This window comes from Mesorhizobium huakuii, assembly GCF_030160235.1.
GTDB lineage: Bacteria > Pseudomonadota > Alphaproteobacteria > Rhizobiales > Rhizobiaceae > Mesorhizobium > Mesorhizobium huakuii.
In genome coordinates this window covers 29,256-50,632 of sequence record NZ_BSNY01000062.1, presented here as the reverse complement: position 1 = coordinate 50,632, position 21,377 = coordinate 29,256, and the positions used below count along the sequence as shown (strand labels likewise).

Below are 21,377 nucleotides of genomic sequence, written 5' to 3'. Positions count from 1 at the left end.
ACCCGCCTCGATACGCCGCCCTTCTCAAACCGTCATCACCCATTTTCCGCCATAGCTCGGGCGCGAACCATCCCCTGGCTCAGGCATTTACGACCGGTTGAGCCGAGGTGCCGTTGCGTGCAGACGCGATCGCGCAATGGACGGCGCTCTCTGTTCCGTCGAACTGCTCAAAGCAAGGTGCTCTACCAGCGCAAATTGCCGGATGGCGACTGGTACGTCTTCAGGAGTTCGCATCGCAACCTGGCGGACGAGTTCATGAAATTGAAACACGGCGACTACGTCAGCTGGAAACACAAACGGATCAAGGCACGAGAGCAGCCTTGTCGTCCGCGGCAAGTCGCGGGCTGAAGCGCGTCGCATCGATGAGGGTTTGTGCGGCGCGCCTGGGCCTTTGTTGCGTGCATGGCATCAAGCCTTGCGCTCCCAGCGGCGGTCCGATGTCTGCTGCCAGTAGGTCACGGCATGGCCCGCGTCCTTCATCGTCTTCCAATGCCCCCTCGCCGCCTCGACCTGGGCGGCGTCATGGCCATCGAACAGGAACACGGCACGCTCGTAGCCGGCAAGGTCGGATGGTACCGCGCCGTCGACCAGGAACCTTATCTTGGCTTCGTTGGGATTGCCGTCGCCGGTGGTTAAAAGGATAGGCTGCTCGTCGGGATAAGCCTCGCGATCGGTCGCGTGCGCCAGGAAAGAATCGTCGCGGAAGGTCCACAGGTGCTGGTCGAGCGCATCGCGCCGTTCCTCCGTGCCGATCTGCACCACGGCGCGCCAGCCACGATCGACGCTGCGCTCGAGCAGTCCCGGCAGCGCCTCCTCCAGGGTCGATTCGGTCAGATGGTAGAACAGCACGTCGGCCATGGGTCGAGGTCAGCTTTCGTAGTGATCACGCACCAGCCGGTCGAGCAGTCGCACGCCAAAGCCTGAACCCCAGGACTGGTTGATCTCGTTCGACGGCGAGCCCATCGCGGTGCCGGCGATATCGAGATGCGCCCAGGGCGTGTCCTTGACGAAACGTTGCAGGAATTGCGCGGCGATGATGGCGCCGCCATAGCGGCCGCCAATGTTCTTCATGTCGGCGTTCTTGGAATCGATCAGCTTGTCATATTCGGCGCCGAGCGGCATGCGCCACAGCCGCTCCTGCGTCGCCTGCCCCGCCGCCGCAAGCCGCTCCGCCAATTCGTCATTGTTGGAGAACAGGCCTGCATAGTGCAGGCCGAGGGCGACCATGATGGCGCCAGTCAGCGTCGCCAGATTGACCATGAATTTCGGCTGGAAGCGGTCGTTGCAGTACCACAGCGCGTCGGCCAGCACGAGACGCCCCTCGGCGTCTGTGTTGAGCACCTCGATGGTCTGGCCCGACATCGAGGTGACGATGTCTCCGGGACGCTGGGCATGGCCATCGACGGCGTTCTCGACCAGGCCGATAATGCCGACGACATTGGCCTTTGCCTTGCGCGCGGCCAGCGCATGCATGAGGCCGGTCACGGCGGCAGCGCCGCCCATGTCGCCCTTCATGTCCTCCATGCCCGAAGCCGGCTTCATCGAATTGCCGCCGGTGTCGAAGGTGACGCCCTTGCCGACGAAAGCGATCGGGCTCTCCTTGGGTTTGCCGCCGTTCCACTGCATAACGGCCATGCGCGCGCCGCGGGGCGAGCCTTGCGCGACGCCGAGCAGCGAGCCCATGCCGAGCTTCTTCATCTCCTTCTCGGCCAGGATCTCGACCTTGACGCCGAGCGTCTCGAGTTCCTTGGCGCGGGCCGCGAACTCGACCGGTCCCAGTATATTCGCCGGTTCGTTGACAAGGTCGCGCGCAAGAAGCACGCCGTCGATCACCGCCTCGGCATCGGCGAAGGCCTTCTTGGCGCCTGCCGGGTCGGTTGTGTGGATGCTTATCTTGGCTGGCTTCTTCGGATCGGCCTTTGCGTCATCCTTGTCCTTGCTGGTCTTGTATTTGTCGAAGGAATAGCTGCGCAGGAGAATGCCCGCCGCAAGGTTGGCGGCGTCCTTGCCATCAATCGAAGCGCCGATCAGGTCGAGCACCACGGCGACGTCGGTTGCCTTGCGCAGCGATGCCGCAATGGTGCCACCAAGTTTCAGCCAGGCATATTCATCGAGCCCTGTCGCCTTGCCCGCGCCGATGGCGACCAACCTGTCGAGCGACGCTCCTTCCGGCGCCAGAATCTCGACGACGCCGGCGAACTTGCCGGTAAATTCGGCAACCGGGAAGGCCCGTTCCAGCGTCTTGCCGGGATCGTAAGCCCTGGCCGCATCGCTCAGGCCGCCGTCATCCGCCGACAGCACGAAGACCGTGCCCTTCCTGTTCGCCGCCGTCTGAGGCGCGGCGAATTTTGCAAAGGCGATCGATGGTCTCGGGTTCATCATGTCCTGCTTTCGGGGATGGCGCGCGAAGCGTTTGAAGCGATCCGCGACATTTGGTCGTTTTCCGGCATTTGGCAAGACTTTGCCAAAATGGCTACCCATATGACAGTTGGAATCGATGGCGATTCGTCGCGGCACGGCCCCGCTTCATGCCGCAACCTGTTGTTAACCATCGATGTTCGCCCTTTCTTATCCATTCCCTCCGACACTCCGATCCTATGCGGCACGCGACGTGGGACGGGAACCGGATCGCCTGCCTGATCGAGCCCATCGGAGCCAGTTGTGCAGGCGTCGCGGGACAGCTACCCTTGTCGTGGTGGCGTGATGCCGTTCGAGAAAATCGAGTAAAGCCTTCATGAAGGTCGTTGAACGCTACATCATGCGCCGCGCTTTCGTGGTCTTTCTGGCAGCGCTGGTCTGGACGCTGGCCATCGTGTGGACCACGCAGGTTCTGGCCAAGATCGATCTGGTCACCGACAGCGGCCAGTCGTCGCTGACCTTCTTCGAGGTGGCCGCGCTCATTCTTCCGTCGATCATTCCGATCGTCGTGCCTTTCGCGCTGGTGGTGGCGGTCGCCCAGACACTCAGTGTCATGAATTCGGATTCCGAACTCGCCGTCGTCAACGCCGCCGGCGCTTCGCGCTGGACGATCGTGCGGCCAATCATGCTTCTGGCCGTTGCGGCGAGCGTTTTTTCCTTTGCCGTCGACAATGGCATCGACCCCTACGCACGGCAGAAGAACCGCGCCTTGGTAGCGCAATCGCGCGCCGATCTGTTGTCGCTGATCATCCAGGAGGGCACATTCCGCAAGATCGAGGATGGGCTGTTCCTGCAGATTGGCGAGCGGCTCCCAGACAATCGGCTGGGCGGTATCTTCGTCGCCGATTCGCGCGAGGAAGGCGTCAATCTCGTCTATTATGCCAAGACCGGCAGCGTCGTCGAACGCGGCGGCGAAAAGGTGCTGATGATGAATGACGGCGTCATCCACCGCAAAACGCTGACCGGCGACCTCAGCGTCATCCGGTTTACCTCCTATGCGTTCGACATGTCGGCCTTCATGGCGGCGGCCTCCGAAGTGACGCTGCTGCCGAAGGACCAGACCACCCAGTACCTGCTCAATCCCAACGTCAACGACAAGCTTTATCAGCAAAACCCCCAGCAATACCGGGCCGAGGTCGACCAACGATTTTCGGAATGGCTGTACTCCATGGTGTTCGCGCTGATCGCGCTCGCGGTCGCCGGGGACGCGCGCTCGCATCGCGAGGCGCGCGTCAATCCTTTGATCACGGCCATCACCATATCCCTCTTCGTGCGCTGGCTGGGTTTTTTTGCCGCAAGCAAGGCCGATGAAGTGCCGCAATATGCCTACATGGTGTACGGCGTGCCCATAGTGGCTTCCGTGGTGGCGATCTGGTTCATCGTCTCCAACCGGACCATGGAACTGCCGGTGGCCTGGGCGGACTGGATGACAAATCTGGCCAGCCGCTTCGGTGACGGCTGGAACGCCCTCAAACTGCGCTGGTCCAGGCGCGGCACTTCAGGTCAGGGGATCGGCTGATGGGCTGGACGCTGGGCCGCTATTTCTTCTTCCGCTACGTGACGATCACGATCTGGTTCTTCCTGGGCCTGCTGGCGCTGGTGTTCCTGATCGATTTCACCGAGCTGTCCGGCCGCACCACCGGCCTGCCCGGCTTCACCTACGGAACGGCGGTGGCCATTTCAGGCCTTCGCATGCCGATGATCATGCTGCAGACCGTGCCGTTTGTCGGCCTGTTCTCGGCGATGGCGACACTGGTTTCGCTCAACCGCCGCTACGAGCTGGTCATCGCGCGGTCCGCCGGCGTTTCCGCCTGGCAATTCCTTTTGCCATGCTGCATCGGAGCGTTGCTGTTCGGCCTCGTGTCGGTCGGGCTCATCAACCCGCTCGCCGCGCATGCCTTCTCCTTGTCCGAACAGATCGAAACCCAGTTGCGCTCCGGCAAATCAAATACGGTTTCGGCCGACGCCGCCCCCTGGATTCGCCAGAAAACCAGCGCCGGTGACACCATCATCGGCGCGCGGGCCATCCTCAACCAAGGCCTGGAGATGTCGGACGCCGTCTTTTTCGTGCTCGACCAGCAAGGCAACATCGTCGAGCGCAAGGACGCCGCGCGCGCTTACCTGCGGGACGGTTATTGGGAATTGCAGGATGTGAAGACCTTCAGGAACGGCATCATACAGCCCGCTGCAAGCGATCGTGTGCCGACCAACCTGAAGCCGGAATTCGTGCAGGAGCGGCTGGCGCGCCCGGAGACCATTCCGTTCTACGACCTGCCTGGAAAAATCGAGGTTGCCCGTTCCTTCGGCCTCAAGGCAAATGCGTTTGCCATGCAGTTTGATTCGCTGGTGGCGTTGCCGTTCCTCCTCGTCGCCATGACGCTGATTGCGGCAACAGTTTCAATGCGATTTGCGAGGATGGGACAATCGGCAACGATGATTCTGGGTGGCGTCGTTGCCGGGTTTCTGCTTTATGTCGTTTCGGTGCTGGTGAAGGCATTCGGCGTGGCGGGATTCGTGCCGACTGCCATAGCCGCATGGGTGCCGGTCGTGGTAGCTATGTTCTTCGGGGTGACTTTCCTGCTATACAAGGAAGACGGCTAGTGAGGGAGGCGTTTTTGCCCAGCAGCAGGCAGGCCCATTTGGCGCGCCTTTATGCGGCGAGCGCTTTGGCATGCCTGCTTGCCTGCGCCGTGCCGTTGCCTGCGTTCGCACAGGAAGTCGGCAAGATGGCGACCAACGTTCCGTCCGGCTCGCAGATGCTGCTGGCGGCCGACACGCTGGTCTACAACAACGACAACCAGACGGTGACCGCAGTCGGTGGTGTGCAGATCGACTATGGCGGCAATCGCCTCGTCGCCCAGAAGGTCATATACGACCGCAACACCAAGCGGATGGTTGCCACCGGCAATGTTGAAATCGTCAACAGCGACGGCACCAAGATCAATTCGCAGCATATCGATATCACCGACGATTTCGCCGATGGTTTCGTCAACGCGCTGCGCGTCGAAACCATCGACAAAGCCTATTTCGCCGCTGAGAGCGCCGAGCGCATGGGCGGCGTGCTGACCACCTTCCACAATGGCGTCTACACCGCCTGCGAACCGTGCGAGGACAAGCCCGACAAGGCGCCGACCTGGCGGGTGAAAGCCAGGAAGATCATCTGGAATGGCGAGAAGAAGACGGTTCGCTTCGAGAATGCGAATTTCGAATTCTTCGGCTTTCCGCTCGCCTACCTGCCGGCTTTCGAGATCGCCGACCCGACAGTGAAGCGCAAGAGCGGCTTCCTGATCCCGGGCATCAGCTACAACAGCCATCTGGGATACAGCGTCAAGGTTCCCTATTATTTCGCCCTTTCACCGACCTATGACCTGACGGTGTCGGGAAGCGGCTATACCAGGCAGGGCTTCCTTGGAGAAGCCGAGTGGCGCCAGCGCTTCAACAACGGTGACTACAGTCTGAAGATCGCCGGAATTCAGCAGCGGGCTCCGGACGCCTTCATCGACGGCGCCGGGCGCAACGTCGATTCGGGCGCGGCGGGCGATCCCAACAAGCTCCGCGGCATGATGGGCACGCAAGGGCAGTTCGCTATCAACGAACGCTGGAATTTCGGCTGGGACGTGCTGCTGCAGACCGACAAGAATTTCTCGAGCACCTACAACATCGACAAGTACAATGGCGGCGTCCATCAGTCGACGGTCTACCTGACGGGTCTCAATGGCCGCAATTACTTCGATGTGCGCGCCATGCACTTCGACGTGCAGGAAAATACCCTCAACAGCAATATCGCCGCGCGCAGCAACCAGCAGCCCTGGGTGTTGCCGTCGCTTGACTACGCCTATATTCCCGACGCGCCACTGGCCGGCGGCCAGCTGTCGCTCAACGTCAACACGCGCGTCCTGCGCCGCAACCAGCTCGATCAGACTTTCAATACCCCTTACGACGACGGCACGCCCGTGCAGCGCGTGCGCGGCATTGAAGGCGAATCCGGCCGTCTGACCGCCGAGACTGAGTGGAAACGGACTTTCGTTACCGACGACGGGCTGGTGCTGACACCGCTGCTGGCGTTGCAGGGCGACGTCGACTACGTCAACGCGTCATCGGGTTCGCTCGACGCCGTCAACAAGATGGCGGCCAATCCGCTGATAAATGCCAACGAAGATATGCGTTCGTCGTTCGCCCGCTACATGGCAACAGCCGGGCTCGAAATGCGTTGGCCGGTGCTGTTTTCCATGGCCAGCGGCTCCAGCCATGTCATCGAGCCGATGGCACAGCTGTTCCTGCGTCCGAACGAACAATATGTCGGCGGCCTCGCCATTCCGAACGAAGACGCCCAGAGCATGGTGTTCGACGCGACCACCCTGTTCGAACGCGACAAGTTCTCCGGTTATGATCGTGTCGAAGGCGGCTCGCGCGCCAATGTCGGCTTCCGCTATTCCGGCTCCTACATCAACGGCTGGGGCACCAATGCCATTTTCGGCCAATCCTACCAGATTGGCGGCGAGAACTCCTTCGCCGCGCCGGACCTGGTCAATGTCGGCGCCTATTCCGGCCTTCAGGAGACCAAGTCCGACTATGTCGGCCTGTTTGGCATCAGCAGCCCGAACGGATTCGCGGCTTCCGTCAGCGGCCGCTTCGACGAACAGACTTTCGAGGTTCGCCGCGCCGAGGTGAAGGCGGCCTACTCAGGCCTGCCGGTGTCGCTCAGCGCCAAATACGCTTTCATCCAGGCCCAGCCGCTCTACGGCTTCACGACCGACCGGCATGAGGTGACGCTCGGTGCGTCCACGCATCTTGCCGAAAACTGGCGCGTGTTCGGGACGGGAACCTACGATCTGCAGCAAAGCCTGCTGGTCAAGGATGGGGTCGGTTTCGCCTACAACGATTCCTGCTTCACCTATCTGATGACGTACTCGCAGTCGCGTGACCTGAACACCAGGGAAGTGACGCAGAGCATCGGCTTCAACCTGTCGTTCCGCACCCTCGGCGAGTTCGGCTCGTCGACCAGTGCAGTCGACACCATCCAGTAGCCGGCGAGACATCGTTTCGCCGCATAGGGCTGGCACGGATTCGCGCACCCGGAAGAGGACGAAATTGGGCGGACCCGGGATAGAATTGGGATGCTAATGATGAGGAAATACCTCTTTTCAGCAGGGTTCGCGCTGCTTGTGGCGGCAACATCCGTGTCGATGACGGTCATGACGCCGCCGGCTTTCGCCAGCGAGATCAAATACGTCGTCAACGACATGCCAATCACGTCGGGCGATATCGCGCACCGCGCCGCCTTTTTGAAGCTGCAGCGCAAGAAGGGCGATGCCGCCCAGGAAATGATCGACCAGACGCTGCGCCTTGCCGAAGCCAGGCGGCTTGGCATACGCATCAGCGACGCTCAGGTCGAGGCGGCCTATCAGCGCTTTGCCACCAACAACAAGATGCAGCTCGGCCAGCTTGACGGCGTGATGGAAAAATCCGGCGTCACCAAGGACCATTTCAAGGAATTCATCCGTGCCCAGATGGCCTGGAACCAGGCTTTGAGTGCACGTTACCGCTCCGGTGAAGGTGGCAGCGTGACCGAGCAGGATGCGGTCAGGCGCATGCTCGACAAGGGCGGGGCCAAACCGAGCGCCACCGAGTACATGCTGCAGCAGGTCATCTTCGTCGTCCCGGCATCTGAACGCAGTGCGACGCTGGCCAAGCGCAAGCGCGAGGCCGATGCCATGCGCGCGCGCTTCAACGGCTGCAACACGACGCGCGAGTTCGCCAAGGGCCTGATCGACGTCACCGTTCGCGATCTGGGCCGGGTGCTGGCGCCGCAATTGCCGCCGGACTGGGCCGAGCAGATCAAGGCCACCAAGGTCGGGGGCGCCACCGCCACGCGCGAGACCGAGCGCGGCGTCGAGTTCATCGGCATCTGCTCGTCGCGCGAAGTGTCCGACGACAAGACGGCCCAGATGGTGTTCCAGAGCGAAGGCTCCAACGACAAGGCCGCTGACGATCTCAGCAAGAAATATGTCGACGAGCTGAAGGCGAAAGCCCGCATCGTCAAGCGCTGACGTGAAGAGCGCGATGACCGCGCTGGCGCTGAGCGTCGGCGATCCGTCCGGCATCGGCCCCGAAATCGCCATCGCCGCCTTCCTGGCGCGTGAGGCAGCCGGCCTGCCCGCCTTTTATCTTTTGGCCGATCCGGCGCTGATCGCCTCACGGGCAAGCCGGCTGGGCGTGTCTCTGCCGATCGTCGAGACGACACCGGCACAGGCTGCGCAGGCTTTCGCCAGCACCTTGCCGATCGTTCCCCTGGCGGCTCGGTTCATCGACAGTCCCGGCCGGCCGGATCCGGCCAACGCGGCCGGAACCGTCGAGGCGATCGACCGAGCTGTCGCCGCTTGCCTTGCCGGCGACGCCGCCGCCGTGGTCACCTGCCCGATCGCCAAGAAGCCGCTCTACGATGCCGGTTTCCGCTTTCCCGGCCACACCGAATATCTGGCGCATCTGGCAGCCCTGCACAGCGGTGTCGAGGCAATGCCGGTCATGATGCTGGCGGGGCCAGACCTGCGCACGGTTCCCGTCACCATCCACATCGCCCTGGCGGAGGTGCCGAAGGCCCTGACCACCGAACTGATCGTCGCGACCGCGCGCATCACCGCAGCCGACCTTGCCAGCCGCTTTGGCATCGCTAGGCCGAGGCTGGCCATTGCCGGCCTCAATCCGCATGCCGGCGAAGGCGGTTCGATGGGCCTGGAGGACGAGCATATCGTGCGGCCGGCAGTCGACATCCTGCGCGCCGAGGGCATCGATGCTTTCGGCCCCCTGGCGGCCGACACGCTGTTCCACGTGCGGGCGCGGGCAGGCTACGATGCAGCACTTTGCATGTATCACGACCAGGCGTTGATCCCGGCCAAGACGCTGGCCTTCGACGATGCGGTCAACGTCACACTCGGCCTGCCCTTCATCCGCACGTCGCCAGACCACGGCACCGCCTTCGATATTGCCGGCAAGGGCGTTGCACGGCCGGACAGTCTGATCGCCGCATTGAAGCTCGCCAGAACGCTCGCCGACACCGACAAGAAGGCCGCGGCCGCATGAGCGCTATCGTTTGGGGTCCGCGCGCATGAGCATCGACGGGCTGCCGCCGCTGCGCGATGTCATCGAGCGCCATGGGCTGCAGGCGAAAAAGGCGCTCGGCCAGAATTTCCTGCTCGACCTCAATTTGACCGGCAAGATCGCACGCGCTGCTGGCGACCTGACAAACACCGTGGTGATCGAGGTTGGGCCGGGCCCAGGCGGCCTGACAAGAGCGCTGCTTTCCAATGGCGCGCGCCGGGTTGTCGCCATCGAACGCGACGAGCGCTGCCTGGCGGCATTGGCCGAAGTCTCCGCTCACTATCCCGGCCGGCTGGAGGTGGTTTCCGGCGATGCGCTGAAAACCGACTTCGCCGCCTTCGCCTCCGCGGCCGCCGGAGCCAGCGGCCAGGTGCGGATCGTGGCCAACCTGCCCTACAACATCGGCACGGAACTGCTCGTGCGGTGGCTGACGGTCGCGGACTGGCCGCCCTTCTACGCCTCGATGACGCTTATGTTCCAGCGTGAGGTTGCCCAGCGCATCGTCGCCGAGCCCGGCAGCGACGCCTATGGCCGGCTTGGCGTGCTGGCCGGCTGGCGCACGAAGGCCAGGATCGCCTTCGACGTGCCTCCCCAGGCCTTCACGCCGCCGCCCAAGGTGACCTCTTCGGTGGTGCATCTGGAGCCGCGCGCGACGCCCCTGCCCGCGGACGTAAGAAAACTCGGCCGTGTCACCGAGGCCGCCTTCGGCCAACGCCGGAAGATGCTGCGGCAGAGTGTGAAAAGCCTGGGCGGCGAGGCCTTGCTCGAGCGCGCGGGCATCGATCCGACCCGCCGCGCCGAAACGCTCAGCGTCGAGGAATTCGTCCGGCTGACCAATTCTGTTTAGCGCCGGTCTGGAATTGCGACGATGCGGGAATAGATAGTTCGGCGAGCATGCCGGAGAAACCAAATGCCTGCCTATATCATTTCCGATGTCACCATCCGCGACCAAGACGCATTCCAGACATACCGCTCGCGTGCCGCGGCTTCCATTGCCCATTATGGCGGACGCTATCTCGTACGCGGCGGCCAGGTGGATACGCTGGAGGGCGAATGGCATCCCACCCCGCTGATCGTTGTCGAATTTCCTGACATTGAGCAGGCACGGCGCTGGTATGCATCCCCTGAGTATGCCGCAGCGCTGGATGTGCGCGACGCCGCGCTCAGCCGCCATCTGATCCTGGCCGACGGCATGGTACCCTGAAGCCTGCTAGACGGTTTTCTCGTCCAGCAGCCCGGAGACGAAATCGAAGAGACCCGGCCGGCGGTCGCGCCGCAATCGTTCGGCGACGACGATGCCGCGCACTTCGGCGAAGGCGCGGTCGAGATCGTCATTGACGATGACGAAATCATATTCCTTCCAGTGCTCGATCTCGTTGCGGGCGTTCTTCAGCCGTGTCTCGATCACCGCTTCCTGATCCTCGGCGCGGCGCTTCAGGCGGGCCTTCAATTCCTTCATCGACGGCGGCAGGATGAAGATCGAGACGATGTCGGCGCGCATCTTCTCCTTCAGCTGCTGAGCGCCTTGCCAGTCGATGTCGAACAGCATGTCGCGGCCTTGCGCCAGCGCCAGTTCCGCAGGCTCGCGCGGTGTCGCATAGCAATTGCCGTGCACCTCCGCCCACTCGAGCAGGGCGTCGGAATCGCGCAACCGTTCGAACTCGCGCATCGTGCGGAAATGATAATGAACACCCTCGATCTCCGAGCCGCGGCGCGGTCTGGTGGTGACCGAGACCGACAGTTCGAGGCTGGAATCGCTTTCCAGGAGGTTGCGCGCGATCGTCGACTTGCCGGCGCCGGATGGCGACGACAGGACGAGCATCAACCCCCGGCGGCGGATGCGGGATCCCAAATCCCTGGGAACCATCGGTTCCTTGGCGACCATCGGCTACTCCAGATTCTGGACCTGCTCACGAAACTGGTCGACCACCGCCTTCAGCTCCAGCCCGATCGCGGTGACGGCCGCGGCGTTCGACTTCGAACACAGCGTATTCGATTCGCGGTTAAATTCCTGTGCCAGAAAATCGAGCTTCCGGCCGACGGCGCCACCGCCCTCGAGCAGCGCCCGGCCAGATGTCACATGCGTCTTCAGCCGATCGATCTCCTCGCGAATATCAGCCTTGGTGGCGAGGAATGCCGCCTCCATGTGCAGCCGGCTCGCATCCAGGTTGGCGGACGCGTCCATCAGCAGCCTGACCTGCTCGGCGATGCGTTCACGGATCGCCGCCGTCTCGCGGGACGGATCCGCCTCCGCGCGCAGCGTCAATGCCTCGATGGCGTCGATGTGGCCGGACAGCAGCAAAGCCAGTGCCGCACCCTCGCTTTGCCGTGCCTGCTCCAACCCTTTCAGCGCCACGTCGAGCGCAGCCACGATGGCGGTGTCGAGCGCGGCGCGCGCCTCTTCGGTTTCCACGGTTTCGGGAATGTCGAGCACGCCACGCAGCGACAGCAACCCGTCAGCGGTCGCGGGAGCAACGCCGAACTGTTCCTGCAGCCGCTTGGCGAGACCCGCGAGGTCCTTCAGAAACACCTCGTTGACGACGGGTTGCGCCTGCGCGCCGGCGGCGCGGCCGATGGTCAGCGTCGCCTGGAAATTGCCGCGGGCGAAACGCTTCTGCAGCGTTTGCCTGACCGCCGGTTCCAGACGCTCGAAGCCTTGCGGCAGCCGCAGCCGCACCTCGACGCTCTTGCCGTTGACGGACTTGACCTCCCAGGCGATCGAGGTGCCGTCATGCTCGGCGACGGCACGCGCAAATCCGGTCATGCTCTGCAAATTCATGTCGCCTGCACATCCCTGGCGCATCACCCCGAAACCAGTTTCCGGACAGGGCAAGTGCTGCTTGAAAAATAACCACGCCGTAGATGCGTCGAAATCGGACGCATGGCGTTCCTTCAAATGTCAGGCTGTCGCCTTCCAGGCAACGCCTTTCTTTACCTACTGGGCATCGCCGCCAGCGTCGCCATTGTCGCCACCGGTGCTGCCGTCTGCAGGCTTGTCGGCAGCTGGTTTGTCGGTAGCAGGCTTGTCGGCACTGCCGTTTGTACCGGCAGCGGCGGCCTTGGCCGCGTCATCGGCCTGCTTCTTCTGCAACGCACGATAACGGGCGACGTTCTCATTGTGCTCGTCGAGCGTCGCGGCAAAGACGTGACCGCCTGTACCGTCGGCGACGAAATAGAGATCGTCGGTCTTCGATGGATTGGCCACCGCCTCAAGCGCGGCACGGCCCGGATTGGCGATGGGCGTCGGCGGCAGGCCGCTGATCACATAAGTATTGTAAGGCGTCTGCTTCTGGATGTCCGACTGATAGATCGGGCGATCCGCGGGCTTTCCCTTGCCGCCGAACAGACCGTAGATGATGGTGGGATCGGATTGCAGGCGCATGCCCTTGGCCAAGCGGTTGAGGAAGACGGCGGCGACGCGCGAACGCTCGTCACCCCTGCCGGTTTCCTTCTCGACGATCGAGGCCAGGGTGACGAAGTCCTCGATATTGGCCAGGGGCAGGTCCGGGGCGCGCCGCTGCCAGACCTCGTCGACCAGCTTCTTCTGGTCGGCCACCAGCTTGTCGATCATCTGCTGGCGCGTCGCGCCACGCGTGAAGCGCAGCGTGTCTGTGGCAAGGCTGCCCTCGGGAGGCGTTGTCGCCGGCATGTCGCCGCTCAAGGCGGGTTCGTCGGCGATACGCTGCAGGGCCTGCTCGACCGTCAGCCCTTCGGGAATGGTCAGCGAATACATCACCGACTTGCCGCTTTTCAAAAGCTCCATGATGTCGCGCATGGATGCTCGCGGCTTGATCTCGTATTCGCCGGCCTTGAGCGCGGAATCGTTGCCGAAAGCACGCACGCCAAGGCGGAAGACGCGGGCGTCGCTGATCAGTCCACGGCGCTCGAGCTGATCGGCGATGTCCTGGACGCCGGTGTTCGGCTTGACCAGGAAGGTGTCGCCATTGGCCGAGGGACCGGGTTCGGTGAACTCCTGCTTGCCGAAGTAGAGCGCCGCGCCCGCGGCCAGAACCATCAGCATCACCAGGGAGATGACGAAGTTCATGAACACGACGACCTGGCTGCGCGAAGCGCGCGAGCGCTTCGGCGGCGGCGTTCCGGCTTCCGGCCGCAGGGCCTCGCTGGCCGTCTTCGGCACAATCGGTCCGGTACTGTTCGCCGGGCGTTGCCCGACTTCTCCGTTGCCCGCCGGATTTGTGTTCATCTCGCCCTACCGTTTGATCTCTCAACGAATCCCCTGCGGCAGAGTAGGGGCGAATATGGCAAAATTGACGACATGCCGAAGCATCGCCCGGCACGCGGGCGATCAGCCATTGTAGCGCTGGAACACAAGCGACGCGTTTGTGCCGCCGAAGCCGAAGGAATTGGAGAGCGCCACGTCGATCTGGCGGGAGCGAGGCTTGTTCGGCACCAGGTCGATCGCGGTTTCGCGCTCTGGATTGTCGAGGTTGATGGTCGCCGGCGCGACATTGTCCCTGATCGCAAGGATCGAAAAGATCGCTTCGGCGGCACCCGCCGCGCCCAAGAGATGACCGATCGACGACTTGGTCGACGACATCGAAATTTTCGACGCGGCATTGCCGACAAGCCGCTCGACAGCGCCGAGTTCGATCGTGTCGGCCATGGTCGAGGTGCCATGCGCGTTGATGTAGTCGATATCGGCGGGCGTAAGCTTGGCCCGGTTCAATGCCGCGGTCATGCAACGGAAAGCACCATCGCCGTCTTCGGCCGGTGCGGTGATGTGATAGGCGTCGCCGGTGAGGCCGTAGCCGGTCACCTCGGCATAAATCCTGGCGCCTCGCGCCTTGGCGTGCTCGAGTTCCTCCAGCACCACAACACCGGCGCCCTCGCCCATGACGAAGCCGTCGCGGTCGCGATCATAGGGACGCGACGCCGTCTGCGGCGTGTCGTTTCGCTCGGTCGACAGCGCCCGGCAGGCGGCGAAGCCGGCGATCGACAGCCTTGTGACCGGCGCCTCGGCGCCACCGGCGACCATGACGTCGGCATCGCCCCACATGATCAGGCGGGCCGCATCGCCAATGGCGTGCGCGCCGGTCGAGCATGCCGTGACCACGGCATGGTTCGGGCCTTTCAGCCCGTGCCGGATCGAAACCTGGCCGGAGACGAGATTGATGATCTGGCCCGGGATGAAGAACGGGCTGATGCGGCGCGGACCGCGCTCCTTGAGGATCATCGCGTTCTCGGCGATGCCCTCGATTCCGCCAATACCGGAACCGATGAGCACGCCGGTGGCGCATTGTTCTTCGTGGGTCTTGGGCTCCCAGCCGGAGTCCTTCAGCGCCTCGTCGGCGGCGGCAATCCCGTACAGGATGAAGTCGCCGATCTTGCGCAATTCCTTCGGCTCGAGCACGGCCTCGGGATTGAAGGTGGCGTTGCTGCCGTCACCACGCGGAACGACGTGGGCGATCTTGCAGGCAAGATCCTCCACCTCGAACTCGGTGATGCGCTTGGCCGCGCTGCGGCCGGTCAAAAGTTCCTTCCAGCTGTGCTCGAAGCCCATGCCGAATGGCGACAACAACCCAAGGCCCGTGACGACGACACGCCTCATCGCAGGTCCTCCCCAGTGATGACTGCGGAAAGCGTCAGGCCGAAGCCTTGTCGATGTACTTCACCGCGTCGCCGACGGTCAGGATGGTCTCGGCCGCGTCGTCGGGAATTTCCACGCCGAACTCTTCTTCGAACGCCATGACGAGTTCGACCGTGTCGAGGCTGTCGGCGCCCAGATCATCGATGAAGCTCGCCTGCTCCGTCACTTTGTCGGCATCGACGCCAAGGTGCTCGATGACGATCTTCTTGACGCGCTCTGCGGTGTCACTCATTTGGGCATCCTCGTCTTTTGTTTGTCTGTCTTCGTTAGCGGGCAGAATGCCGCTAATCAAGCTGAAAGATGGTCCTGCCGAAAACGCAACGGCCACGAACCGGTTTTTGCCCGAACCGCCGGGTTGCGGGCCGCATTACACGAAAAATGGCTGAGGTCCAAGGCGAAATGGTCTCTTTTCACAGCCCCGCAACATCCGTCAAATCATGGCCATGCCGCCATTGACATGGATGGTCTGGCCGGTGACGTAGGCGGCTTCGTTGGAGGCGAGGTAGGCGACGGCGGACGCCACTTCGGCACCCGTGCCCATGCGGCGCGTCGGAATCGCCGCCATGATCGCCTCTTTCTGCTTGTCGTTGAGCTTGTCGGTCATGGCCGATTCGATGAAGCCCGGAGCAACGCAGTTGACTGTGATGTTGCGGGTGGCGATCTCCTGCGCCAGCGATTTGGAGAAGCCGATCATGCCGGCCTTGGAGGCGCAGTAATTGGTCTGGCCGGGATTGCCGGTCACGCCGACAACCGAGGTGATGTTGATGATGCGGCCATGGCGGCGGCGCATCATCGGATGGGTGAGTTCGCGCGTCAGCCGGAAAACGGCGGTCAGGTTGACCTCGAGCACAGAGTCCCAATCGGCGTCCGACATGCGCACGAACAGGCCGTCCTTGGTGATGCCGGCATTGTTGACCAGGATGTCGACGCCTTCGAGTTCGGTCTCCGCCTTCTGGCCAAGCGCCTTGACCTCGTCGCGGTTCGACAGGTTGGCCGGGAACAGCTTGACCCGATCACCGAGTTCGCCCGCCAAGGTTTCCAGTTTCTCGATGCGGGTGCCGTGCAGGCCGACAATGGCGCCTTGCGCATGCAGCACGCGGGCAATCGCCTCGCCTATGCCTCCCGATGCGCCGGTGACGAGCGCCTTGCGGCCGGTCAGTTCGAACATTTTCGTCTCCTGATCTGAGGGAAACACCCTTCACACGGGTGGGGTCAAATCGCCAGTGGATTATGCAAGTGCGGCCAGCGCGGCCTCGACATCGGCCGGCGCGCCGACGGCTGACGTGGCAATGTCGCGGTTGATGCGCCGTGCCAGGCCCGACAGCACCTTGCCGGCGCCGATCTCGTAAAGCGTGGTGACGCCATTGGCGCCGAACCATTCGACTGTTTCGCGCCAGCGCACGCGGCCGGTGATCTGCTCGACCAGGCGCCGGGCGATCTCGTCGGGATCGCTGGTCGGGGTCACCGTGACGTTGGAGACCACTGGCACTGCCGGCGCATGCTTCGTCACGCCGGCGAGCGCCTCGCGCATGACATTGGCCGCCGGCGCCATCAGCGCCGAATGGAAGGGCGCCGAGACCTGCAGCATCAGCGCCCGCTTGGCGCCCTTTTCGGTGCACAATTTGGCAGCCAGTTCGACCGCTGCCTTGGCGCCGGAGATGACCAGCTGGCCGCCGCCATTGTCATTGGCGATCTGGCAGACCTTGCCGGCCCCTTGCGCGGCCTCGGCGCAAGCGGCTTCGACATCTGGCTGCTCCAGTCCGATGATCGCCGCCATGGCGCCTTCACCGGCCGGCACTGCCGCCTGCATGGCATTGCCGCGAATGCGTAGCAGCCGAGCCGCGTCGGCGACGGAAACGAAGCCGGCGGCGGCAAGGGCCGAATATTCGCCCAGCGAATGGCCGGCGACATAAGCGACCTTGTCCTTCAGCGAGAAACCGCGCGCTTCAAGCGCCCTGATCGCCGCCAGCGAAACCGCCATCAGCGCCGGCTGCGCGTTGGCGGTCAGCGTCAAGGTCTCTTCCGGACCTTCCCAGATCAGTTTCGACAGGTTTTCGCCGAGTGCGTCGTCGACTTCCTGGAAAACCCTGCGCGCCTCGGGAAAGGTGTCGGCGAGGTCCTTGCCCATGCCGACAGCCTGGCTGCCTTGCCCCGGAAAGGTGAATGCGACGGCCATGCGAGGGCTCCCGAAGACTGGTTTTACTTGCCTGATAACACGAATTTTCCCTGCCTGTGGCGCAAGGCGGGCCGCCAAGTCAAGCCCGGTTCAACCCGGCCCCAAGTCCGAACCGTTCGCCGAGTGCCTGTTCCGAAAGGCTTTTTGGCGATCACTCCTGATGAAAACCGCTCACGAATCGTTCGCTGGCTCTTCTTATTTCCGTCACAGGCGCTAGCTTTGCGTGACAATTATATGACAATCGCGTGACTTGGGTTGTCGCCGGGTGGGAAGTTAAAGTGCCAAAGAGTTCGAAACGCGCCAGCAAAGCTGCGCCTCAATTCCTGGAAGACGATCCGTCCACCGGCTATCTGCCGGGCCGGAGATGGCCGGTCGTCCGTTACGGCCTGATAAGCCTCGCGATCTCCGCCATCCTGGTGTTTGCCGTCGAATTGATCGTGCGCGGTGACGTTGCCGGCACAGTTTCCTTCTTCCTGCAGCCGCTCAAGCCGGGCTGGACGACCATCGTCGTGTTCGCGCTGATCCTCATCGGTCTCGACGCCGTGCTGGGCCGCAGTCATCAGAGCCTGATGATCGTTGCGCCCCTGACGCTGGCGCTGGCGTTTGTCGGCCATCAGAAATCGCATTATCTCGGCGATCCGCTCTACCCGACTGACTTTCTCTACGCCCGTCAGATCTTCGCGCTGCTGCCGCTTCTGGTGCGTGACCGGCCGATGACCGCGCTGGCCATGGTCGTCGCCATCGTCGCCGGCCTGTCGCTGCTCGTCTACGGCTGGCGGCTGTGGCGCCGCAAGGTTCCGGCGCTCAGCCACAAGGGCCGCCTTGCGCGGCTGACGCTGGCGGTGCCGCTGCTCGCCTTCTTCGTCTCGATCATGGACTATGCCACCTTCTCCTGGACCAGGGACCGGCTGCAGATCATCCCGATCATGTGGGACCAGAAGGAAAACTACGCCTCCAACGGCTTTGCGCTCGCCTTCGCGCTCAACGTGCCGATGGCGCATGTCTCGGCACCGCAAGGCTATACGGACAAGGCGATCGCGGCGATCGACCGGCCACAGATGGCGGCCTCGGTGCCCGATGAAAAGCCCGACATCATTATCGTCATGAGCGAATCCTTCTGGGATCCGACCAGGCTGCCCGGCGTCACCATCACGCCGGATCCGATTCCCACCGTGCGGGCGTTGCGTTCCGGTTCGATGTTCTCGCCTGAATTCGGCGGCATGACCGCCAACATCGAATTCGAGGCGCTGACCGGCTTTTCCAACGCTTTCCTGCCGGCCGGCAGCATCCCCTACCAGCAATATGTGCGCACGCCGACACCTTCCATGGCGACCTTCCTGAAGAGCGAGGGCTACAGGGCGCGTGCCATCCATCCCGGCACCAACTGGTTCTGGAACCGTGGCGCGGTCTACGCCGATTTCGGCTTCAACGATTTCAAGTCGGAAGAGACGCTGCCGCCCATGGAAAAGCGCGGACCGCTGGCATCGGACGCGGCGATGACGGATGAGATCATCCGCGAAGCCGACGCCAGCGACGACCCGTTTTTCTTCTTCGCGGTCAGCCTGCAGAACCATGGCCCCTATGAACCGAACCGCTACGACAACCCGACCCACGCGGTGCAGGCGCCGATCAGCCAGTGGGCGCGCGATTCGCTGTTGAGCTATGCCGAGGGTTCAGCCGACGCCGACCGCGGCCTTGAACGGCTTATCGAATGGGCCAAGAAGCGGGAGCGGCCGACGATTGTCGCCTTCTTCGGCGACCATCTGCCACCGCTTGGACCGGTCTATGTCGAGACCGGCTTTCTGAAGGACAATGTCGCGCCGCGCAAGGAGCCGACACCGCAAGCCGCCCTTGACCATCACGAAACGCCACTGATCATCTGGTCGAACCGTTCCGGTCCGGTCACCGACCTCGGCACGGTGAGCCCGGCGTTCCTGCCCTATCATATCCTGTCAGCCGCCGGCATCACCCATCCCTACTATACGGGCTTCCTGGGCGAGATGCGGGAGCGCTACCGCGTCGTCGACCGCAACCTGCTTCTGACGCCGGCCGGCGAGGCCACGCCCGACTGGTCGCGCCAGAAGGAGATCGACCCGGCGATCCGCGATTTCCAGCTGATCCAGTACGACATGATGTTCGGCAAGCGCCACGCGGCGCCCGACTTCTTCCCCGAGACGGTCGACAAGGTCGTCGCTCACATGAGCTGATCGGCCGACCCATCAGGTTACAGCGTTGACCTCGTGGGTCGAGCGCTCAATTCGTCAATTGCAGCCTTGAGAACTTGTTGGCGATCTGCTGGAAAACGTCCGGCAGCTTGGCCGGATCGTTGACGGCATAGTAGCCGCTCGGGTCCGAGGCGCACGCGCTGTAAAGCGCGCGGTTGGCGGCGGTGTCCGATTGCAGCACCATGGTGTAGATTTGCACGCCCTGGTTCTTCAATTGCGTGCAAACGCTTTTGGTCCAGCCGTCGACATTGCGCGCAGCGGCGTTCTGGTCGTCCGATCCGAAACGGCCACCCGCCAGATAGCCATAGGATGTGTAGTCGGATTTCGTCGGCTGTTCGCTGGCGCCATAAACGACGTTCTCGCCGTCGGTGAGCAACAGCACGATCTTGCTGACGCCGGGCGTTTTCCACGGCGCTCCATCGGTGTAGGGCGCGGCGGGCGACAGCACCCGCATGCCCCACGACAGGCCTTCGGAGACGTTGGTGCCCGAACCGTTCCACTCGGTCATCTCGCTTGCTGCCTTGCGCAGTTTGTCGAAATCGTCGGTCAGGGGGACGACGGGTGTCGGGCAAGCGCGGTTCGGGCCGACGGTGATGGGGGAACCCGTTTCGGTGATGAGCTCCTTGGTCGGCGCAACATATTTGGCCACCTTTTCCCTGGCACCCTTGTCGGCCGGTGGCACAGGGTCGGCCAGACTGCTGAGATCGATACCGAGACGGTTGCCTTTCAGCTTGGCGGTCTTGGTCTTGTCGCTGACGTCGTCGAGGTAGGAATTGTTGTAGTATTTGGCCGCATTGCCATAGGAGCTGGACGGCTTTTGGGCATCTTCCGGATCGTCCGGCGCGAAATACGGAACGAACAGCGTGTCGGGCTTGTCCGGGTCGGGTGGGGTATCGGAAATGTTGTAAGCGCCCGGCCGCGCCTCGACACAGCCTTTCCATCCGGTGCCGTTCCATCCGGCGTCGGTCCATCCGGTGTCCTTGAGCTGCTTGAAAAGCGCCATATGATTGGGACGCTTGCCGTCGATGACGGGAAAATTGACGCCGTTGGTGGAAGACCTGCCGTCCAAGTCGATCCAGGACGGGTCGAATTCATCGCCATTGACGTTGACGGCCGTGACGAACGGAACGAGGGAGGCGCGAATCTGGCGCGTCGGCGATTTCGTCGCCTCGAGTGTGTCCAGCAGCGACTTCGTTGCCGTCCTCAACGCCGTCATGCGGGCGCCGGCCATCGAGCCGGTATTGTCCAGCACCAGCACGACTTCGAGCTGGTTGTTCGATTCGACCGCCGAGGCATCGACAGCGACGTGTCTGTTTTGGCCGAACAGGAAACCGAAGTTCAAATTGACGTCGGCCGACGCAACCGCCTTGGTCTTGATGAAGTTGACGCCCCTATCGACGGTCAGCTTCGCCTGCGCGTTGGCGAGTTCGCCATGCCCGGCGATGTTGGCCTGAAAATAGCGATCGAAGGCGTCGGTGCGCGTAATGTCGAGGTCGCCGAGATGCGACGAGGCAAGATTGGCGGCGTCGAGCGCGTTCTGCAGGTTGCTCTTGGCCCGCATGACGGTGGACACATCGACCGCGAAGGCCACGGCCGACAGAATGGCCGGCAGCCCGAGCCCCATCAGCAGCGCGAAGTTCCCGCTCTTCGAGCGCCAGAATCTGTTGAGAAGCATCCTTACCCCCGAAAATGCTTACCCGCTTCATCTGCGCGGATAGCCCGGGCTTTTGCGCCTTCCATGATGAATCGACCATTGACGGCGAGGGTTCAACCTGCACAACCTGACATTGTGGTTAAGGGCCGGTTGCCGGAAATCACCAGGCCATTCCGGCGCTGCCGCCTGATTTTCCGG

General features: G+C 63.0%; 19 protein-coding genes. 9 read left to right on the top strand and 10 right to left on the bottom strand.

Annotation, left to right across the window (positions count from 1 at the left end; genetic code table 11):
• Positions 1-348: DUF995 domain-containing protein (locus QQK95_RS31350; protein ID WP_284278358.1), on the top strand; the 348-nt coding region annotated here is incomplete at its 5' end.
• Positions 349-408: 60 nt separating this feature from the next.
• Here the strand turns inward: QQK95_RS31350 and QQK95_RS31345 are convergent.
• Together QQK95_RS31345 and QQK95_RS31340 are read right to left on the bottom strand one after the other, a co-directional pair.
• Positions 409-858, bottom strand: a complete 450-nt coding sequence (locus tag QQK95_RS31345) for a DNA polymerase III subunit chi (protein ID WP_284278357.1) — start codon at positions 856-858, stop codon at positions 409-411.
• A 9-nt stretch (positions 859-867) separates the two neighbouring features.
• Positions 868-2,379 (bottom strand): leucyl aminopeptidase, encoded by a 1,512-nt coding sequence (locus QQK95_RS31340; RefSeq protein WP_284278356.1) that lies wholly within the window; start codon positions 2,377-2,379, stop codon positions 868-870.
• A 355-nt stretch (positions 2,380-2,734) separates the two neighbouring features.
• Between QQK95_RS31340 and lptF the strand changes: the two genes are divergently transcribed.
• The 7 genes from lptF to QQK95_RS31305 all read left to right on the top strand — a co-directional run bounded on the left by lptF (position 2,735) and on the right by QQK95_RS31305 (position 10,720).
• Positions 2,735-3,937, top strand: a complete 1,203-nt coding sequence (lptF, locus tag QQK95_RS31335) for an LPS export ABC transporter permease LptF (protein WP_284278355.1) — start codon at positions 2,735-2,737, stop codon at positions 3,935-3,937.
• Positions 3,934-5,019 carry an LPS export ABC transporter permease LptG gene (gene lptG, locus QQK95_RS31330; RefSeq protein ID WP_284278365.1) on the top strand — a complete coding sequence of 362 codons (1,086 nt, stop codon included), beginning with the start codon at positions 3,934-3,936 and terminating at the stop codon, positions 5,017-5,019. Before lptF ends, lptG begins: the two co-directional genes overlap by 4 nt.
• On the top strand, positions 5,019-7,445 hold the full coding sequence (locus QQK95_RS31325; protein WP_284278354.1) for an LPS-assembly protein LptD: 2,427 nt from the start codon (positions 5,019-5,021) through the stop codon (positions 7,443-7,445). Before lptG ends, QQK95_RS31325 begins: the two co-directional genes overlap by 1 nt.
• A gap of 90 nt (positions 7,446-7,535) precedes the next feature.
• On the top strand, positions 7,536-8,468 hold the full coding sequence (locus tag QQK95_RS31320) for a peptidylprolyl isomerase (RefSeq protein ID WP_284278353.1): 933 nt from the start codon (positions 7,536-7,538) through the stop codon (positions 8,466-8,468).
• 13 nt (positions 8,469-8,481) lie between these two features.
• The gene (gene pdxA / locus QQK95_RS31315; protein ID WP_284278352.1) at positions 8,482-9,498 is read left to right on the top strand and encodes a 4-hydroxythreonine-4-phosphate dehydrogenase PdxA; all 1,017 of its coding nucleotides are present in this window, start codon (positions 8,482-8,484) and stop codon (positions 9,496-9,498) included.
• A gap of 25 nt (positions 9,499-9,523) precedes the next feature.
• Positions 9,524-10,363, top strand: coding sequence for a 16S rRNA (adenine(1518)-N(6)/adenine(1519)-N(6))-dimethyltransferase RsmA (gene rsmA / locus QQK95_RS31310; protein ID WP_284278350.1), 840 nt, complete (start codon positions 9,524-9,526; stop codon positions 10,361-10,363).
• 63 nt (positions 10,364-10,426) lie between these two features.
• Positions 10,427-10,720, top strand: a complete 294-nt coding sequence (locus tag QQK95_RS31305; protein WP_284278349.1) for a DUF1330 domain-containing protein — start codon at positions 10,427-10,429, stop codon at positions 10,718-10,720.
• Between the two features lie 6 nt (positions 10,721-10,726).
• Here the strand turns inward: QQK95_RS31305 and gmk are convergent, their stop codons facing one another.
• From gmk to fabD, 7 genes are all read right to left on the bottom strand, one after another.
• On the bottom strand, positions 10,727-11,383 hold the full coding sequence (gmk, locus tag QQK95_RS31300) for a guanylate kinase (RefSeq protein ID WP_027053294.1): 657 nt from the start codon (positions 11,381-11,383) through the stop codon (positions 10,727-10,729).
• A 21-nt stretch (positions 11,384-11,404) separates the two neighbouring features.
• Positions 11,405-12,295 (bottom strand): YicC/YloC family endoribonuclease, encoded by an 891-nt coding sequence (locus QQK95_RS31295; protein ID WP_284278348.1) that lies wholly within the window; start codon positions 12,293-12,295, stop codon positions 11,405-11,407.
• A 156-nt stretch (positions 12,296-12,451) separates the two neighbouring features.
• Positions 12,452-13,720: an endolytic transglycosylase MltG gene (mltG, locus tag QQK95_RS31290; RefSeq protein ID WP_284278347.1), complete on the bottom strand. Its 1,269-nt coding sequence runs from the start codon at positions 13,718-13,720 to the stop codon at positions 12,452-12,454.
• Between the two features lie 102 nt (positions 13,721-13,822).
• Positions 13,823-15,085 (bottom strand): beta-ketoacyl-ACP synthase II, encoded by a 1,263-nt coding sequence (gene fabF, locus QQK95_RS31285; RefSeq protein ID WP_284278346.1) that lies wholly within the window; start codon positions 15,083-15,085, stop codon positions 13,823-13,825.
• Positions 15,086-15,119: 34 nt separating this feature from the next.
• The gene (locus tag QQK95_RS31280; RefSeq protein ID WP_006203723.1) at positions 15,120-15,356 is read right to left on the bottom strand and encodes an acyl carrier protein; all 237 of its coding nucleotides are present in this window, start codon (positions 15,354-15,356) and stop codon (positions 15,120-15,122) included.
• A 198-nt stretch (positions 15,357-15,554) separates the two neighbouring features.
• Positions 15,555-16,292 carry a 3-oxoacyl-[acyl-carrier-protein] reductase gene (gene fabG / locus QQK95_RS31275; protein WP_284278345.1) on the bottom strand — a complete coding sequence of 246 codons (738 nt, stop codon included), beginning with the start codon at positions 16,290-16,292 and terminating at the stop codon, positions 15,555-15,557.
• Between the two features lie 60 nt (positions 16,293-16,352).
• Positions 16,353-17,300, bottom strand: coding sequence for an ACP S-malonyltransferase (gene fabD, locus QQK95_RS31270; RefSeq protein ID WP_284278344.1), 948 nt, complete (start codon positions 17,298-17,300; stop codon positions 16,353-16,355).
• 278 nt (positions 17,301-17,578) lie between these two features.
• On the opposite strand from fabD, the gene QQK95_RS31265 reads away from it, so the two are divergent.
• The gene (locus QQK95_RS31265; protein WP_409371722.1) at positions 17,579-19,507 is read left to right on the top strand and encodes an LTA synthase family protein; all 1,929 of its coding nucleotides are present in this window, start codon (positions 17,579-17,581) and stop codon (positions 19,505-19,507) included.
• Positions 19,508-19,553: 46 nt separating this feature from the next.
• On the opposite strand, the gene QQK95_RS31260 is transcribed toward QQK95_RS31265, so the two are convergent.
• Positions 19,554-21,200 carry a pilus assembly protein gene (locus tag QQK95_RS31260; protein WP_284278341.1) on the bottom strand — a complete coding sequence of 549 codons (1,647 nt, stop codon included), beginning with the start codon at positions 21,198-21,200 and terminating at the stop codon, positions 19,554-19,556.
• Positions 21,201-21,377: the final 177 nt, after the last annotated feature.